This is a genomic window from Vibrio rumoiensis (assembly GCF_002218045.2).
Lineage (GTDB): Bacteria > Pseudomonadota > Gammaproteobacteria > Enterobacterales > Vibrionaceae > Vibrio > Vibrio rumoiensis.
Genome location: NZ_AP018685.1, coordinates 1,693,457 through 1,710,941, shown reverse-complemented (window position 1 = coordinate 1,710,941; position 17,485 = coordinate 1,693,457). Strand labels below are relative to the sequence as shown.

The 17,485-nt window shown below is 42.5% G+C and carries 14 protein-coding genes; 11 read left to right on the top strand and 3 right to left on the bottom strand.

Annotation, left to right across the window (positions count from 1 at the left end):
• The first annotated feature begins 54 nt into the window (after nucleotides 1–54).
• Together cysB and VRUMOI_RS07880 are read left to right on the top strand one after the other, a co-directional pair.
• Nucleotides 55–1,029 carry an HTH-type transcriptional regulator CysB gene (gene cysB / locus VRUMOI_RS07885; protein ID WP_089139685.1) on the top strand — a complete coding sequence of 325 codons (975 nt, stop codon included), beginning with the start codon at nucleotides 55–57 and terminating at the stop codon, nucleotides 1,027–1,029.
• Nucleotides 1,029–2,237: a methyltransferase gene (locus tag VRUMOI_RS07880; RefSeq protein WP_089139686.1), complete on the top strand. Its 1,209-nt coding sequence runs from the start codon at nucleotides 1,029–1,031 to the stop codon at nucleotides 2,235–2,237. The genes cysB and VRUMOI_RS07880 overlap by 1 nt, the downstream gene beginning before the upstream one ends.
• Nucleotides 2,238–2,262: 25 nt before the next feature.
• Here the strand turns inward: VRUMOI_RS07880 and ald are convergent, their stop codons facing one another.
• A complete protein-coding gene (gene ald / locus VRUMOI_RS07875) occupies nucleotides 2,263–3,378 on the bottom strand; it encodes an alanine dehydrogenase (RefSeq protein ID WP_089139687.1) in 1,116 nt (371 codons plus the stop codon).
• Nucleotides 3,379–3,532: 154 nt separating this feature from the next.
• On the opposite strand from ald, the gene lrp reads away from it, so the two are divergent.
• From lrp to serS, 5 genes are all read left to right on the top strand, one after another.
• The gene (lrp, locus tag VRUMOI_RS07870; protein ID WP_027697130.1) at nucleotides 3,533–4,027 is read left to right on the top strand and encodes a leucine-responsive transcriptional regulator Lrp; all 495 of its coding nucleotides are present in this window, start codon (nucleotides 3,533–3,535) and stop codon (nucleotides 4,025–4,027) included.
• 298 nt (nucleotides 4,028–4,325) lie between these two features.
• Nucleotides 4,326–7,598, top strand: a complete 3,273-nt coding sequence (locus tag VRUMOI_RS07865; RefSeq protein ID WP_089139841.1) for a DNA translocase FtsK 4TM domain-containing protein — start codon at nucleotides 4,326–4,328, stop codon at nucleotides 7,596–7,598.
• 69 nt (nucleotides 7,599–7,667) lie between these two features.
• Complete coding sequence (gene lolA / locus VRUMOI_RS07860) at nucleotides 7,668–8,267, top strand: outer membrane lipoprotein chaperone LolA (protein WP_089139688.1); 600 nt, start codon at nucleotides 7,668–7,670, stop codon at nucleotides 8,265–8,267.
• Between the two features lie 14 nt (nucleotides 8,268–8,281).
• On the top strand, nucleotides 8,282–9,631 hold the full coding sequence (locus tag VRUMOI_RS07855) for a replication-associated recombination protein A (RefSeq protein ID WP_089139689.1): 1,350 nt from the start codon (nucleotides 8,282–8,284) through the stop codon (nucleotides 9,629–9,631).
• Between the two features lie 379 nt (nucleotides 9,632–10,010).
• On the top strand, nucleotides 10,011–11,321 hold the full coding sequence (serS, locus tag VRUMOI_RS07850; protein ID WP_089139690.1) for a serine--tRNA ligase: 1,311 nt from the start codon (nucleotides 10,011–10,013) through the stop codon (nucleotides 11,319–11,321).
• 124 nt (nucleotides 11,322–11,445) lie between these two features.
• Here serS and VRUMOI_RS07845 read toward each other — a convergent pair whose 3' ends face one another.
• Both VRUMOI_RS07845 and bioA read right to left on the bottom strand, forming a co-directional pair.
• Nucleotides 11,446–12,042: an ATP-dependent zinc protease family protein gene (locus VRUMOI_RS07845; RefSeq protein WP_089139691.1), complete on the bottom strand. Its 597-nt coding sequence runs from the start codon at nucleotides 12,040–12,042 to the stop codon at nucleotides 11,446–11,448.
• Between the two features lie 145 nt (nucleotides 12,043–12,187).
• Complete coding sequence (gene bioA, locus VRUMOI_RS07840; protein ID WP_089139692.1) at nucleotides 12,188–13,546, bottom strand: adenosylmethionine--8-amino-7-oxononanoate transaminase; 1,359 nt, start codon at nucleotides 13,544–13,546, stop codon at nucleotides 12,188–12,190.
• A gap of 144 nt (nucleotides 13,547–13,690) precedes the next feature.
• On the opposite strand from bioA, the gene bioB reads away from it, so the two are divergent.
• From bioB to bioD, 4 genes are read left to right on the top strand one after another with little or no spacing between them, the layout of a single operon-like run.
• On the top strand, nucleotides 13,691–14,743 hold the full coding sequence (gene bioB / locus VRUMOI_RS07835; RefSeq protein WP_089139693.1) for a biotin synthase BioB: 1,053 nt from the start codon (nucleotides 13,691–13,693) through the stop codon (nucleotides 14,741–14,743).
• A complete protein-coding gene (locus VRUMOI_RS07830) occupies nucleotides 14,743–15,957 on the top strand; it encodes an 8-amino-7-oxononanoate synthase (RefSeq protein WP_174208811.1) in 1,215 nt (404 codons plus the stop codon). The genes bioB and VRUMOI_RS07830 overlap by 1 nt, the downstream gene beginning before the upstream one ends.
• Nucleotides 15,957–16,757 (top strand): malonyl-ACP O-methyltransferase BioC, encoded by an 801-nt coding sequence (bioC, locus tag VRUMOI_RS07825; RefSeq protein WP_089139695.1) that lies wholly within the window; start codon nucleotides 15,957–15,959, stop codon nucleotides 16,755–16,757. The genes VRUMOI_RS07830 and bioC overlap by 1 nt, the downstream gene beginning before the upstream one ends.
• The gene (bioD, locus tag VRUMOI_RS07820; RefSeq protein WP_089139696.1) at nucleotides 16,754–17,440 is read left to right on the top strand and encodes a dethiobiotin synthase; all 687 of its coding nucleotides are present in this window, start codon (nucleotides 16,754–16,756) and stop codon (nucleotides 17,438–17,440) included. Before bioC ends, bioD begins: the two co-directional genes overlap by 4 nt.
• Nucleotides 17,441–17,485 lie beyond the last annotated feature (45 nt).

Here is a 17,485-nt window from a genome sequence, read left to right as displayed (position 1 = left end):
TTATAAGGCAAAGTTAAGCCTTAAAGATAAATGCTGATGGAGAGGGAAGCCCATATGAAGTTACAACAGTTGAGATATATCGTTGAAGTCGTCAATAATAACTTAAATGTCTCTGCAACGGCGGAAAACTTATACACATCACAACCGGGCATTAGTAAACAAGTTAGGTTGCTTGAAGATGAACTTGGCATTCAAATTTTTGAACGTAGTGGTAAACACTTAACCACGGTGACGCCAGCTGGCCAAGAGATCGTCCGCATTTCTCAGCAAATTTTATCGCGTGTCGAAAGTATTAAAGCGGTGGCTGGTGAGCATACTAATCCAGAATGCGGTACGTTGAATATTTCGACGACGCACACTCAAGCCCGCTACGCTTTACCGGATGTTATTAAGGGCTTTACTGCGCGCTATCCAAAAGTGTCGCTACATATGCATCAAGGTACGCCAAGTCAAATGTCAGAAGCGGTCTCAAAAGGCACGGCGAATTTTGCCATCGCGACAGAAGCGCTTCACTTATATCAAGATGCGATTATGCTGCCTTGTTATCATTGGAATCGCTCTATTGTGGTAAGAAAAGATCACCCATTAGCGCAATTAAGTAAAGTGACAATCGAAGAGTTGGCTAAGTACTCTTTGGTCACGTATGTTTTTGGGTTTACCGGGCGTTCTGAGCTCGATACCGCATTCAACTTAGCTGGGCTTCAACCAAAAATTGTCTTTACGGCTACCGATGCTGACGTGATTAAAACCTATGTGCGTCTCGGTATTGGTGTTGGGGTGTTTGCTAGTATGGCTATCGATAAGAAGCAGGATGAAGATTTAGTGTCAATTGATGCTAGTCATATCTTTGGTGCAAGCACAACAAGTATTGGATTTAAAAGAGGTACTTTTTTAAGAAGTTATATGTTTGATTTTATGGAACGTTTTGCTCCTCACTTGACACGCCCTGTGGTCGAAAAGGCGATTGGATTGAAAAATAATCAAGAAATTGAAGCAATGTTTAAAGATATTGAGCTACCCGTTCGTTAATGTGTGATTCTTCTCTTTCTAAGCGCTTTTCTACATTAGATAAAGCGCTCATTTCTACTCAAGACTTTTGGCGTATTGAACCGTTTCATCTCAGTATCAATGAACGCTTACCATGGTACACACATGCTGGCTTATGTGCGTTTTTATCTGATTTACAAGTTGAAGATATTGAACAATTGAAAGGAGATACTCCTGCACTTGTTAAGCATTTGAGTCCGTTCATTCCTAATTTAGAATCTTTGTGGCACGAATGTGAACTGCCAAGCTTATCGTTGACGTCAGAACATGATACGCAGCATCTCAGTGTCGGAATCCCTGGTCGAAAATGGCAGCAAATTAACGCGATGGGTGAAGCGGCAATACGCAAGAGTTGTTCCAATCAAGTGTGGTTAGAATGGTGCGCCGGGAAGGGCTATTTAGGGCAATGGTTGGCTCAACAATCACAGCGGCCAGTGATCAGTTTTGAATGGCAGGAAGCGCTATGTGTGGCAGGACAAGCATTGGCAGATAAACATGGTTTGCCGATGACGTTCAAGCAAGGCGATGCTTTATCTCCTGATTGTGTTTCGGTGTTTAAGCCCCATCAACATGCAGTGGCCTTACACGCTTGTGGTGATTTGCATGCTCATTTGATTGAACATAGCTGCCAGCAGCATCTGTCAGCAGTGACCTTATCGCCTTGCTGTTATCATTTGATTCAACAGCAGTATTATCAGCCGCTTTCAATGGAAGGAAAACAGTCGGGCCTGATATTGTCAAAAAACGATCTTCGAATTCCTTTGCAAGAAACCGTAACTGGTGGGGAGCGAGTAAAGCGCCATCGCGAGCTTGAGATGAGTTATCGTTTAGGCTTAGATTCATTGTTGCAAGAAACGAGTAATCAGAATGGTTACATTCCCATTCCTAGCATCAAGAAATCACAGTTAAGCCAAGGGTTTGCTAGTTTCTGTCAATGGGCGAAACAACACAAGAACTTGGAAATTGCACTTGATGATTTGGATTTTTGGTATCACAAAGGCCAAGCTCGATTTATTCAAATGGAGCGACTCAGCCTTGTTCAGCAAGTGTTTAGAAGGCCTTTAGAAATGTGGCTAGTGTGCGACAAAGCATTACGCTTAGAGCAGGCGGGCTATGATGTTTCGCTAAGTACTTTTTGTCATCGAGACATCACTCCCCGCAATATTTTAATTCAAGCGACATTAGATTAGCTTAAATTAAATTCGCTTCATTTGATTATTCCAACGCTTGTCTTGCGTCGATGTAAGGGAGATCAAATTCATCTGCAACTTCCTTAATCGTTAGTTTTCCGTTAATCACATTCAGCCCTTTGAGAAACCCCTTATCTTCAAGTAATGCTTGTCGATAACCTTTATTGGCCAATTTAAGAATATAAGGCAGTGTTGCATTGTTGAGAGCGAATGTAGAGGTTCTGGCGACCGCTCCGGGCATGTTGGCAACGCAATAATGGACAATGTCATCAACCACATAAGTGGGCTCTGCATGAGTGGTTGCTCGTGAGGTTTCAAAGCATCCTCCTTGATCAATCGCAACATCGACAAGTGCCGAGCCCGCTTTCATGGTTTTTAAATGCTGTTTGTTGATAAGTTTTGGCGCGGCCGCTCCGGGGACTAATACTGCACCGATAATAAGATCAGCCTCACATACCAGTTGATCAAGAAGCTCTTTGGTTGAGTAGGCGATTTTTGCTTTGCCTTGAAACTCTTCATCCAGTTTGCGAAGTGTGTCGATATTTTTATCTAAAATGGTCACGTCAGCCCGTAAACCTATCGCCATTCTAGCCGCATTAGAGCCGACGACGCCACCGCCCAGAATCAGCACTTTTGCCGGCATCACGCCCGGTACACCGGAAAGTAGTAACCCACTGCCACCATGGGATTTTTCTAATGTTTGTGCTCCCGCTTGGATGGACATTCGACCTGCAACCTCAGACATTGGCGCTAATAGTGGCAGACGACCCATATTATCTGTTACAGTCTCATAGGCTATACAGATGGCTTTACTCTTTATTAGGTCTTCCGTTTGTGGAAAATCTGGTGCTAGGTGCAAATAAGTGAACAATATTTGTTCCGGTTTGAGTAAAGCTCGTTCAGTGGGTTGAGGCTCTTTGACCTTAACAATCATATCTGCAGTAGAATAAATCTCTTTTGCAGTGGGAAGAATGGAAGCGCCTGCGGCGATGTAATCATTGTCACTAAAGCCGATACCGGCTCCAGCATGACTTTCGATAAACACTTGGTGACCGTAAGAGGAAAGCTCTCTTACGCTGGCAGGGATCATGCCGACACGATATTCGTGATTTTTGATTTCTTTTGGTACGCCAATTTTCATTCTGAACCCTCTTTTACTAGTGGTTGTTATGTCTGTCTGATAGCTTGTTCGCTGGGTGAATGTAAAGTGTAGTTATGATTTGGTAATATTTGATTCTGAATATAAAGAGAATGTAGAATATATTTTTGCAGGGAAGTAATTAAGGTGAATATCAATGACAGATAATTATAAAAAGCCATCAAAGGACTTAGACCGGATTGACCGTAATATTCTAAATGAATTACAAAAAGACGGTCGAATTTCAAACGTAGAGCTTTCAAAACGCGTTGGTTTGTCTCCAACGCCGTGTTTAGAACGCGTAAGACGTCTTGAGCGTCAAGGTTATATTACCGGCTATACCGCACTACTTAATCCGCAGTATCTTGATGCATCACTTTTAGTGTTTGTTGAGATTACTCTAAATCGTGGTGCACCTGATGTGTTTGAGCAATTTAATACCGCAGTACAAAAACTGGATGATATTCAAGAATGCCATCTTGTTTCAGGTGATTTTGATTACTTATTGAAAACCCGTGTGTCAGATATGAGTGCTTACCGTAAGCTATTAGGTGACACTTTATTACGCCTTCCAGGTGTGAATGACACGCGTACTTACGTGGTAATGGAAGAAGTTAAACAGTCAAATCAGCTAGTGATTCAGACTCGATAATCAAAATCTGTTCAAATGGTGTCAAGATGCGTTCAAATCTTCTTCTTGGCGCCGTTTGGGTATAGGTTTTTTCACCTATTTCGGTTATTGTAATCGAGTGTTGTCTACCGAGCGGCCTAGGCCGCTCGTCGTATTTTGGACCACCGAGTGAATTATTCTTATTTCGCCACCGACTTGCTACTTTCGAGCTTATTACTACTCAAAGTAGTAACGAGGTTTGACAGCATGTCTAAAATAAGAATAAACGCCCATTAACCACTCGGAATAGGGGAACGTTTTGTTTACGTACAGTAAAAATATTTTCAAACAAAGTAAGTCGAAAACCGTCACTATTATCAAAGCGAAAGAATCAAAGGCGAAACCTCGTCTTAACGGCTCTCAGCGCTTAAAAGAATGTGGTTTAATTCTTGGTTTATTGGTTGCCATTTTAATGATGGTGGCACTTTTCTCATTTAATCCAGCCGATCCATCTTGGTCGCAAACTGCATGGGGCGGTACGGTCCATAATGCGGGTGGCTATATTGGGTCTTGGCTCGCGGATACTTTGTTCTTCACTTTTGGGGTATTTGCTTACCCATTACCTTTTATTATTCTAGGGGCTAGTTGGGCCTTTTTCCGTTCTCGCGATGAAGGGGAGGGGATTGATTTTCTATTATGGGGCACTCGTCTACTTGGTTTGACGATTATGCTACTGACCAGTTGTGGCTTAGCAGACATTAACTTTGATGATATTTGGTATTTCTCATCAGGTGGCGTTGTCGGAGATGTGCTAACTTCCGTTGCCACTCCTGCATTGAATGTTTTAGGTTCTACGCTTGTCTTTATGTTTTTATGGGGCGCAGGCTTCACGCTCTTAACCGGAATTTCTTGGTTAAGTATTGTTGAGCACCTAGGCCAAGCTGCGTTACGCTTTACTCAACGTGTGTTTAACCGTGCACGTCATTCAGAACCAACCACGTTATCAGCAAACCATTACCAGCAAGCTGAACTCAGCCAAATGCAGATTGATGGCATCGATAATGATGCTCTTTCTTTAAAATCGTTTGATTCTGCCGAAGATGATGCATTCGATGCTGTGCCTGAAATATCTGCTGCTGAACCCGCAGATGAGCCTGAGCAACAGAAGAAAAAACCGCGTTTCAATATCCATTTTCCTCGTAAAGAATCAAAGAAAACGCAAGTTGAACCACAAGCACATATTGATCCAAGTCTTGAATTAAATGATGAAGATTTGAATGATCCTCTATTTTCAGCGCCTTCAGCTCCACAACGAACAGCCTTTACAAAATCGGCTCCTGTTCAGGCTCCAGTAAACCATATTAATGATGATGAAGTGATGAGCTCCGCTGCTTCAGAACTTCCAGAAGAATCGGTGCCGAATACTTCAAACCGTTATCAAAACCCGAGTGCAACGATTGCTGAACTGGATCAACAAGCGGCTTCTGAAAATGATTTTGTTGAACAAGAACAAACTAGTACTCCAGCACAAACGATATCTCAACCTTTGCCTGCTGCGAATGTTGACGCACTTAGTTCAAATCAGTCTGAGAGCGCCATCGATGATCTTGGTTTTGAAGAAAATACACCATCTTTGGGTAATCTTGACTCTGTGCTTGATGATGAGCCGAACCAAGAAGATCAACGAGATCAATATCAGGCTGCATTTATCACAGAAGAACACAATACTGCGATAGAATTAACTCCTGAACAACAAACTCAAGATCAAGCTAAGCATGAGCCAGCTCAATCTCACGCATCAGTGAATAATGAAGATCTTGCTCAAAGCTCAACGGTGATTACTCAACCTTCTGTTAAACCTGAACCTAAGAGTAATGATGCAATTCAAGAAAGTGCAAGTTTCTCTACTAATACTCAAGAAAGTGCAGAGTCGGCTTCTGTTGCCGCTGAGCCAGTTCAACATGTTGAGCCTATACAAGAATCCGTTCAGTCTGAACAAGTACAAGATCAGGATGCCGCAGCCTTCCAAAGTATGGTGGCTACAGCACAAGCAACCGCGTTAGCGTCACAAAATCCATTTTTGATTCAGCAAGATGTCAATTTGCCTGTCCCAACGTCTCCAATGCCAACCTTAGAGTTGCTGTATCACCCTGAAAAACGTGAAAGCCATATTGATCGTGAAGCATTAGAAGAGATTGCTCGATTGGTTGAATCTAAGCTTGCCGATTATAAAATTGAAGCTCGCGTGGTGGATATTTTCCCGGGTCCAGTGATTACTCGTTTTGAACTGGATCTCGCTCCAGGGGTTAAAGTTAGCCGCATTTCAGGTCTTTCAATGGACCTTGCACGCTCATTATCAGCAATGGCAGTGCGAGTGGTAGAAGTGATCCCAGGTAAACCTTATGTTGGCCTTGAATTACCAAACATGAGCCGTGAAACGGTGTACTTATCTGATGTGATCAGTAGCGAACAGTTCCAAAATTCTAAATCTCCAACTGCGGTCGTTTTAGGGCAAGATATTGCGGGCGAAGCGGTGATTGCCGATTTAGCCAAAATGCCTCACGTATTAGTGGCGGGTACGACGGGTTCTGGTAAATCCGTTGGCGTTAACGTGATGATTTTAAGTATTTTGTATAAAGCAACCCCAGAAGATGTTCGCTTTATTATGATTGACCCGAAAATGTTGGAATTATCGATTTATGAAGGCATCCCTCACTTGCTTTCAGAAGTGGTGACCGACATGAAAGATGCATCAAACGCATTGCGTTGGTGTGTTGGGGAAATGGAACGTCGCTATAAACTCATGTCAGCATTAGGTGTCCGTAACCTGAAAGGCTACAACGAAAAGCTGAAAATGGCGGCTGATGCGGGCCATCCTATCCATGATCCACTGTGGCAACCCGGTGATAGTATGGATGAAATGCCACCGCGCTTAGAAAAATTACCATATATCGTCGTTATCGTGGATGAATTTGCTGATCTTATTATGGTGGTGGGTAAGAAGGTAGAAGAGCTGATTGCTCGTTTGGCTCAAAAAGCACGTGCGGCAGGTATTCACTTAGTACTCGCGACTCAACGTCCATCGGTAGATGTTATTACCGGTCTGATTAAGGCCAACATTCCAACACGTGTTGCGTTTACCGTTTCAACTAAGACCGATTCTCGAACCATTTTGGATCAAGGTGGCGCAGAATCACTGCTTGGTATGGGTGATATGCTTTACCTTCCTCCGGGTTCAAACCATACCATTCGTGTTCATGGTGCATTCGCATCTGATGACGATGTACACGCGGTGGTCAACGATTGGAAAGCACGTGGTAAACCTGTTTATATCGATGAAATTGTTCATGGTGAACCAACGGCAGAAAGTTTATTACCAGGTGAACAATTAGAGAGCGAAGAAGATGTTGATCCACTATACGATCAAGTGGTTGAATTTGTTACGGAGTCTCGTCGAGGTTCGGTGTCTGGTGTTCAACGCCGCTTTAAAATTGGTTACAACCGTGCCGCAAGAATTGTGGAACAACTGGAAGCACAAGGTGTCGTAAGTGCACCGGGGCATAACGGAAACCGTGAAGTAATTGCTCCACCACCAATTAAGCAGTTTGACTAATTATTAATAGATTATTTATTGATATACGACTGAGTTGCTCAAATCAGGTTTATAACGTCGAGGATGGATATGAAAAATTGGCTACTGGTATTACTGTTGGCAAGCACGAGTGTTTTTGCTGCACCGAAAGATGAATTGAACGCGCGTTTGAGCAAAAATGACGGCTTTAGTGCCGACTTCACACAGAAAGTAACGAGTCCAGAAGGGGAAGTATTGCTGGATGGTAAAGGTAGTGCTGATATCTCTCGTCCAAGTTTATTCCGTTGGAAAACATCCGCGCCAGATGAAACTCTGCTCGTTTCCGATGGTAAAAATGTTTGGTATTACAGCCCATTTGTTGAGCAAGTGACGATCTTAAGTCAAGAACAAGCGACCGCTCAAACGCCGTTTGTATTATTAACCCGTAATCGCGCCAGTGATTGGGCAAACTATAATGTTACTCAATCTAATGACACTTTTACCTTGAAGCCAACCGCAGCGGATTCCTCGGTGGGAACATTTCAAATTAAAATCAATGCCAAGGGTGTGGTCGAGCAATTTAATGTGATTGAACAAGATGGCCAGAAAAGCCAGTTTGAGTTTACTCACTTTTCTATGAAGAAACCGGTCGCCTCTTTATTTAATTTTACGGTTCCCAAAGGCGTTGAGGTTGATGACCAACGTCAATAATCAGGCAAACTTTAATGAATAATTTTAGTTTAGATTTTTCTGCTGATGAAGACTTTCGCCCACTGGCCGCTCGCATGCGGCCAGTGTCGATCGAGCACTATTGTGGTCAGCAGCATATTCTCGGGCCAAATAAACCATTACGCCGAGCACTAGAAGCAGGTCATCTTCATTCGATGATATTGTGGGGACCACCCGGAACGGGCAAAACCACGCTCGCTGAAGTGGCCGCTAACTATGCGAATGCAGAAGTTGAGCGTATTTCAGCCGTTACCTCAGGCGTTAAGGATATTCGACTCGCAATTGAGAAAGCCCGTGAGCATAAACTGTCGGGGCGTAAAACCGTATTGTTTGTTGATGAGGTACACCGATTTAATAAAAGCCAACAAGATGCATTTCTTCCGCATATTGAAGATGGTACGGTCACCTTTATCGGGGCGACAACTGAGAACCCCTCTTTTGAATTAAATAATGCACTGTTATCTCGTGCTCGCGTGTATAAGCTTACCTCTCTCGATCATGCCGATATTATGGCAGTGCTCAAACAAGCCATCGAAGATCCAGAGCGTGGGTTAGGTAAAGTTGCAGCAACATTTGAAGAGGAAGTGCTTGAGCGTTTAGTTGACCTTGTGAATGGCGATGCTCGCATGTCTCTCAATTATCTTGAGTTATTGTACGATTTAGCTGATGAAAACGCACAAAACCAAAAAGTGATTACTTTAGCTTTATTAGCGGAAGTGGCAGGTGAGAAAGTTGCTCGTTTCGATAATAAAGGTGATATGTGGTATGACTTAATCTCTGCGGTACACAAATCGATTCGAGGCTCAAATCCTGATGCGGCACTTTATTGGGCGGCACGTATGATGACAGCGGGCTGCGATCCCTTATATATTGTTAGGCGTTTACTCGCGATTGCGTCTGAAGATATCGGTAATGCGGATCCTCGAGCCATGCAAGTCGCCATTTCGGCTTGGGACTGTTTTACTAGAATTGGGCCAGCAGAAGGCGAAAGAGCGATTGCTCAAGCGATTGTCTACTTAGCTTGCGCTCCGAAAAGTAATGCTGTTTATACGGCTTGGAAACAAGCTTTAACGGACGCTCATAATCAACCAGAATTTGATGTGCCTTTACATTTACGTAATGCACCGACAAGTTTGATGAAAGACATGGGGTACGGGCAAGAGTATCGTTATGCCCATGATGAGCCTGGTGCGTATGCTGCGGGTGAGAATTATTTCCCTGAAGAGATGGCCAATACTCGCTATTATTTTCCGACTAACCGAGGCTTAGAAGGTAAAATTAACGATAAGTTAGAGTATTTGGCTGAATTAGATGCAAAAAGCCCACAAAAGCGCTATCAAAAGTAGTGCTTTTTGGGTATCTTTTTATTATACCCAAATGACTTCAAGATGCAGGATTCAGAGCTATCATCCAAACCTTTAGGCAAGGAAGATTGGCGAAGGAATGTAAGCACCTTTCGAACCAGTCTGACACGGCATAAAGGTTTAGATGAAGCTCTCAAAGGGCAAGTTAAAACAAGCTTTATGCTGCGTTAAATTGAACAGAGGTAGAATGACTATGATCATATTCAATTTGTCTTGCCTAAAGCTTGCTTTATTCTTGCTGAAACTCGCATCTTGAAGTTACTTGGGTATATGACATTTGCCTTATTGTAGGCATCAAAATATATTTCCTTAAAAGTAGCGATAGGCTGCTTTAATCACTCTTAGACCAACAGGATTAGCAATGCTTGATTCTAAACTATTTCGAACTGAGCTGGATAATACAGCTGCCAAACTAGCCCGCCGTGGCTTCACGTTGGATGTAGACACCATCCGTAGCCTAGAAGAACAACGTAAGTCTTTACAAATTAAGACTGAAGAGCTGCAGGCATTGCGTAACTCCCGTTCGAAATCGATAGGTCAAGCCAAAGCAAAAGGTGATCACGATGAAGCTGCTCGTATTATGGCGGAAGTCGGCAACCTTGGTGCTGATCTTGATGCAGCAAAAACGGCGCTAGCTGAGCTGCAAACCCAATTGGATGAAATCACTCAATCGGTTCCTAACCTACCAGATGATTCTGTACCTAATGGTAAAGATGAAAATGATAACGTTGAAGTTGCTCGTTGGGGTGAACCAAAAGCGTATGAGTTTGAATTAAAAGATCACGTTGATTTGGGTGAAATGGGCGATGGTTTAGATTTTGCTAGCGCAGTAAAAGTGACGGGTTCTCGTTTTATTGTCATGAAAGGCCAATTTGCTCGTCTGCATCGTGCTATCGCGCAATTTATGCTGGATTTGCATACGGAACAACACGGATATACTGAAATGTATGTTCCTTACCTAGTGAACTCAGACAGCTTATTTGGTACTGGCCAGTTACCAAAGTTTGGTGAAGACCTATTCCACACTCGCCCGCTAACCGAGCAAGTGAGTGATGAGCCACTAAAAACATTATCATTGATCCCAACGGCAGAAGTACCGGTGACGAATCTAATGCGTGACACCATTACAGATGAGGCTGACCTTCCTGTAAAAATGACTGCTCACACGCCATGTTTCCGTTCAGAAGCGGGTTCTTATGGTCGTGACACTCGTGGCCTTATCCGTATGCATCAGTTTGATAAAGTTGAGCTTGTGCAAATTGTGAAACCAGAAGATTCAATGGCAGCACTTGAAGAGCTGACTGGTCACGCTGAGAAAGTATTGCAGCTATTAGAATTGCCTTATCGTAAAGTCGTGTTGTGTACAGGCGATATGGGCTTTGGCGCCATTAAAACGTACGATTTAGAAGTATGGGTTCCAGCACAAGAAACTTACCGTGAAATTTCTTCATGCTCTAATTGTGGTGATTTCCAAGCTCGTCGTATGCAAGCACGTTTCCGCCGTAAAGGTGAGAAGAAACCAGAATTGCTTCATACGTTGAATGGTTCAGGTTTAGCGGTAGGCCGTACTATGGTCGCTATTCTTGAAAACAATCAACAAGCAGATGGCCGAATAGAAGTGCCTCAAGTATTGCGTCCATATATGAATGGTTTGACTCATATTGGTGGTTAATTAGTGGCAGTAAAGCGATGAATATATTCTATTGATTGCTTTACTTTAGAAACGAGAAAAATAGAAAACCGAAGCTTAAAAGGCTTCGGTTTTTTCGTTTAAGGTTTATAGACTTTTTGTAGATTTATTTTTCTTCTTCAGCCGATTTATCCGGTGTATTCGTGGCTGGTTTTTCTACTTTTACTCGAGGTTGAATGTATTTATGTGAAACATCGACCACTGCAACATTATCGATAAAAGTACGACCAAGTAACACTGGGTATTGAAGATGGGTACGGTCCGCTAAAGTAAAGTCGGTTTTGGCCTTATGATCGCCAACCTGAACTTCGAGTTGAATAACAGGGCGTGATGCTGATGGTTCTTCTGTTGTTGACTGCACAACTTCAACCCAGCGAGTTACCGGATAAGTCATGGTTTTACTTTGCCAATTTTTATGAGCAAGTTTGAAATCAACAAAGCTTTTGCCATCTTTTTTGTAGGTTTTGATATCAATTGCACTGATTGATGATGACGTTGCGCCCGTATCGACACGCGCTAAGACATTGCGATTAAGAGGCTTGATATAGATCCATTCTTTCTCACCTAAGATCAAGTCACCGTTTTTAGTGTGGGTCTCAATGTTAATTTCTTGTGGTGTCACTTTACTGACTGGTTGCGCTTCGTTTGCTGCCATTACAGAAAAAGAGCAAGAAAATAAAGCAACAAGTAACCATTTAAACATATGAAATAAACCTTAATGTCCATTGAGCAAAATACTGGCGCCAATGTTAACACAAACTCTTGTTGTTAAAGAATAAGCAAAGTCGCATTTTACCTGCAGTTTTCATTTGTTATCGGCTTGATCTTCGTATTTTTAGTATTGATGTTTAAAGTGGCTCAGCTTGAAAACAGTGATCACTATTGAGCGCTATTGCGACGGCACCAATTAGCTCATGGATGTGCTCAGGCGTTGCAATAAAAGGTGGCATCATATAAATGAGACGGCCAAAGGGTCTTATCCACACACCATTTGCGACAAATAATGCTTGAATCTCGCTCATGTTAACGAGCTGATGCGTTTCAATCACACCAATAGCGCCGAGCCATCGAGCATGCTTAACTCGCGGGTGGGTTTCTAGTTTTGGTAACTCTTGTTCAAAGATGGATTCGATAGTTGCAACTTGGTGTTGCCAATCATCTTGCTTTATTAAATCTAAGCTTGCGCTTGCAACGGCGCAAGCTAAAGGATTTCCCATAAAAGTGGGGCCGTGCATGAAACACCCTGCCTCACCATTACAGACGGTATCTGCTATTTTTTTAGTGGTTAGAGTCGCGGATAGCGTCATATAACCACCGGTCAAGGCTTTACCTAAACATAAAATATCTGGTTCTATGCCTGCATGTTCAAAGGCAAAAAGTTTTCCTGTCCTACCAAAGCCCGTGGCAATTTCATCCAAAATTAAGAGTAAACCATATTGATCGCACAACTTGCGAACTTGGATGAGAAATTCAGGATGGTAAATGCGCATGCCCCCTGCGCCTTGAACTATCGGCTCTAAAATCACTGCAGCGATCTCTTGATGATGCATTGCGATCTTTTGAGAAAAATCAGAGATATGTTCAGGATCAAATGGTGGCCATTGACCTTGCTTTATTTGATAGCAACTTGGTGATTGAGCAAAAATATGCTCAGGTAAAAATCCTTTATACATCTTATGCATCGAGTTATCAGGGTCGGTGACTGACATAGCCGCAAATGTATCGCCATGATAACCATCTGATAGGGTCAAAAATTTCGCTCGTTTAGTGCCTTCAAGCGATGAACCTTGTTTGGTATGCCAATACTGTAATGCCATTTTTAGCGCCACTTCAACTGAGACAGAGCCTGAGTCCGCTAGAAATACTTGCTCTAGATTTGCAGGCGTCATATCTAGAAGATGTTGGCACAGTGTAATCGCAGGGCGGTGAGTGAGACCACCAAACATAACATGTGACATGGTATCAATTTGTTGATGGGCGGCTTGGTTTAACACCGGATGATTATAACCGTGGATAGCCGACCACCATGAAGACATGCCATCAATTAAGGTTTCGCCTGTACTTAATTTGATATGGACACCATCGGCTTTATCTACGGGATAGCACTTAAGAGGAGTGACGGTCGACGTATAAGGGTGCCATATGTGGTTACGATCAAACTCCAGTTCTTGGTCGTTTATTGTTTCCTTGTTGTTAAATGCGCTCATTGTAAACCTTTAATATTAATTTTGGTTGACATGTTATATCGCGTGATTAGACTAGCCAAGCTTTTATTAACCAATAAGAACTCAATCAGTAGTGTTGAAATACATCAATCAGAACAAGAATGGTTTTCAAATTAAGGATAAATTGTGGAGTTAAGGCATAACTGGACGGTACAGCAAGTACATGAATTATTAGATAAACCCTTTATGGATTTATTATTTGAGGCACAAGTTATTCATCGCCAATGTCAACAAGTGAACCATGTGCAAGTGAGCACTTTGTTGTCAATTAAAACGGGTGCTTGTCCAGAAGACTGTAAGTATTGCCCTCAAAGTGCCCATTATCGAACTGACGTAGAGAAAGAACGTTTAATGGAAGTGGAGCGTGTTTTAGACGCGGCTGAAAAAGCCAAAAATTCAGGTTCAACTCGGTTTTGTATGGGAGCGGCATGGAAGAATCCAAAAGCACGTGATATGCCTTATTTGCTGGAAATGATTAAAGGCGTGAAGCAGATGGGTTTAGAGACCTGTATGACGTTAGGTATGCTCACCGCGGAACAAGCAAAAGACTTATCTACAGCAGGTCTTGATTATTACAATCACAATCTTGATACCTCGCCAGAGTTTTATGGAAACATCATCACCACTCGAACTTACCAAGACCGTTTAGATACGTTGTCGCATGTTAGGGACTCTGGTATGAAAATCTGTTCTGGCGGCATTATTGGCATGGGGGAAAGCCTGAGTGATAGGGCTGGGTTGTTGGTTGAATTAGCGAATCTTCCTACTCATCCAGAAAGTGTTCCAATCAATATGCTGGTGAAAGTGAAAGGAACACCGATGGAAAATGTTGATGATGTCGAGCCGTTTGATTTTATCCGTTTAATCGCTATCGCTCGCATTATGATGCCACATTCGGCGGTACGCCTATCCGCAGGACGTGAAAATATGAATGAGCAAATGCAGGCGTTGTGTTTCATGGCAGGGGCGAACTCTATTTTTTACGGCTGTAAGTTACTAACCACCCCAAACCCTGAAGAAGATACGGATCTGCAACTGTTTAAAAAACTAGGCATTAATCGTTTGGAAGTGCAGCAAAAACCCGATGAGGTGCAAGAAAACGACTTGATGGGACAAGTCATTGAGCGAGTGGCTGCCAGACCCAATAAAGATGACTTGTTTTATGAAGTACAGAGTTAATCATGACCTTTGATTCAAAGATTCAAGCGGCTTTGACTGAGCGTCGTGAAAAAGGCTTACAAAGAGATACTCAGGTATTTTCGCGTTTAACGAATAATCAGATTGAGCAGTCTGAATCTTATTCGGTGGTTGACACTTCGCCGTATGTCAATTTTTCGAGTAATGATTATCTTGGGTTGGCTAGTGATCCTGAATTAATTTCGGTTTGGCAGCAAGGTCTTAGTCGATATGGTTGTGGCAGTGGTGCTTCACCTGCCGTGACTGGATTATCGATTGCCCATCAAAACTTACAAGCAAAATTATGTGAGTGGTTAGGCTATTCAAGAGCGGTGTTATTCAATTCCGGATTTAGCGCAAATCAAGCCTTGTTATTTACCTTATTAGATAAATATGACCACGTAATACAAGATAAATTGAACCATGCCTCTTTAATCGAAGCTGGGATGCTTTGCCCTGCCTCAATGTCTCGATTTAAGCACAATGATGTAAATGCGTTGAGCGGTAAATTGGCCGCACTTTCACACACACAAACAAAGCTAGTCGTGTCTGAAGGTGTATTCAGTATGGATGGTGATATTTCACCACTGGCTGAACTCGCTTATCAATGCCAAAAGTATGAAGCTTGGTTAGCTATCGATGATGCTCATGGTATCGGTGTATTAGGTGAATCGGGTGGCGGCACAACAGAACTTTTAGCCATTAAACCTAATATATTAATTGTGACTTTTGGTAAAGCGATGGGGCTTTCTGGTGCCGCTATTTTATGTGATGAAAATACGGGGGATTTCTTAAGTCAATTTGCTCGTCACTATGTTTATTCAACGGCGATGCCTCCGGCGCAAGCTCATACAATTAGTCATGCGATTTCGATGACTCAACAACAGCAATGGCGGCGTGAAAAGCTCGTAGAATTAGCGGGAATTTTTGCTGATTCACTATCAAGTTTTTCGGAATATAGAGCCACTGATACAGCGATCAAACCTTGGATATGTGGTGAGAGCCAGCAAGCCATGGACTTATCTGAATATTTAAAACATCGCGGTTTATGGGTAGGGGCGATCCGTCCACCTACGGTACCGGCTAATGCAGCAAGGTTAAGAATTACATTGAATACGAGTCACTCAGAACAGCAAATTTCAGCACTCGTCCGAGGCATTACTCAATATTATCAATCAGGCCACGAAAGAAAAGTGAGTTCGAGAGGGCGTTATTGATGTACGTATCCGATAGAGAGCCTACGCTGATGAATAAAATTGCAGTTGAGCAAGCATTTAGTAAAGCGGCGAAAACCTATGATCAACATGCGGCCTTTCAAAGACAGGTTGGGCAACTTTTAATGGATAAGTTGCCGAGAGATCTCTCTGGTTTGGAAGTGCTAGACCTTGGTTGTGGTACTGGTTACTTTACCGAATTACTCGCATTGCGTGGTGCTACGGTAACGGCTTTTGATTTATCGGAAGCGATGTTAATCGAATGTCAGTCTCGCTGTGCGAATTTATCGGTCAATTACGTCAAAGGAGATGCTGAACAATTACCGTTTGAGCCACACAGTTTTGATTTGATTTTTTCAAGTCTTGCTATGCAATGGTGTACTCAGTTGGATGGCTTAATGTCCTCCCTCGTTAGGGTATTAAAACCACAAGGTCAACTGGTCTATTCAACGCTTCTAGATGGATCATTAATTGAACTACAAATGGCTTGGCAACAAGTAGATAGCCACTCTCAGCATGTGAATCAATTTCATCTTATTGAAAAGTTAGAATCTGCAGTCGCTCAATCAGGGGCTAGGGATACGCAATTTAATACAATTGAGATCACGCTTTGGTACACCTCTGCAATGGCGTTAATGAAAGATTTAAAAGGCATTGGCGCAACCCATGTTTCAGGGCGTTCTCATGGCTTAACCAAACCTAAGTCACTATTACAAGTAGACAGAGCGTATCAACGTTTTAAAACACCGCATGGCGAGTTACCTGCCACTTATCAAGTTTGTTTAGGAGAAATAACCAAGTGAGCCAATGTATCTTTATTACTGGAACTGATACCGAAGTGGGAAAAACGCTGGTATCTCGAGCATTAATTATGGCTCTAGTTAAGCTTAATTATCGAGTCTCTGGATTTAAACCGATTGCTGCAGGCTGTGAAAATACCGAGCAAGGGATGATTAATGAGGATGCCACTGCCTTACAACAAGTGTCGAATGTAGACTTAACGTATACGGAGATTAATCCCTTTGCTTTAGTTTTGCCTACATCGCCGCATATCGCGGCTAAGCGTGAGTCAATCACTATTGATTTTGATGTATTAGATAAAAACTTAGAGCAGCATCAACGAAAGTCTGACATTGTTGTGGTTGAAGGGGCTGGTGGTTGGAAAGTGCCTATTTCAGATAATGAGTTTTTATCTACGTGGGTTAATAAGCAAAAGTTACCGGTTATTGTTGTCATCGGTATCCGGTTAGGGTGCCTAAATCATGCGATGCTAACAATAGAGTCGATTAAAAATGAGGGTCTGGAAGTCTTGGGGTGGGTTGCTAATACGGTTGATCCTAGTTTTGAGTTTTATGAAGAGAATATTCAATTTTTAGAGCACCATATCTCTGCACCCAAATTAGCAGAAATCCCGTATTTAACGAAACAAGACATGATGAATGTTGGACAATATATCGATCTGGGGATGTTGAAACTTAGAGATTGATTTAGTTCACACAAGTAATAAAGTAAAAGCTGCATATACCATGCA

Bases quoted from the DNA above. Each gene is read 5' to 3' on its own strand.
- cysB (WP_089139685.1), top strand. From the start codon at position 55: ATGAAGTTACAACAGTTGAGATATATCGTTGAAGTCGTCAATAATAAC.
- VRUMOI_RS07880 (WP_089139686.1), top strand. From the start codon at position 1,029: ATGTGTGATTCTTCTCTTTCTAAGCGCTTTTCTACATTAGATAAAGCG.
- ald (WP_089139687.1), bottom strand. From the start codon at position 3,378: ATGAAAATTGGCGTACCAAAAGAAATCAAAAATCACGAATATCGTGTC.
- lrp (WP_027697130.1), top strand. From the start codon at position 3,533: ATGACAGATAATTATAAAAAGCCATCAAAGGACTTAGACCGGATTGAC.
- lolA (WP_089139688.1), top strand. From the start codon at position 7,668: ATGAAAAATTGGCTACTGGTATTACTGTTGGCAAGCACGAGTGTTTTT.
- VRUMOI_RS07855 (WP_089139689.1), top strand. From the start codon at position 8,282: ATGAATAATTTTAGTTTAGATTTTTCTGCTGATGAAGACTTTCGCCCA.
- serS (WP_089139690.1), top strand. From the start codon at position 10,011: ATGCTTGATTCTAAACTATTTCGAACTGAGCTGGATAATACAGCTGCC.
- VRUMOI_RS07845 (WP_089139691.1), bottom strand. From the start codon at position 12,042: ATGTTTAAATGGTTACTTGTTGCTTTATTTTCTTGCTCTTTTTCTGTA.
- bioA (WP_089139692.1), bottom strand. From the start codon at position 13,546: ATGAGCGCATTTAACAACAAGGAAACAATAAACGACCAAGAACTGGAG.
- bioC (WP_089139695.1), top strand. From the start codon at position 15,957: ATGTACGTATCCGATAGAGAGCCTACGCTGATGAATAAAATTGCAGTT.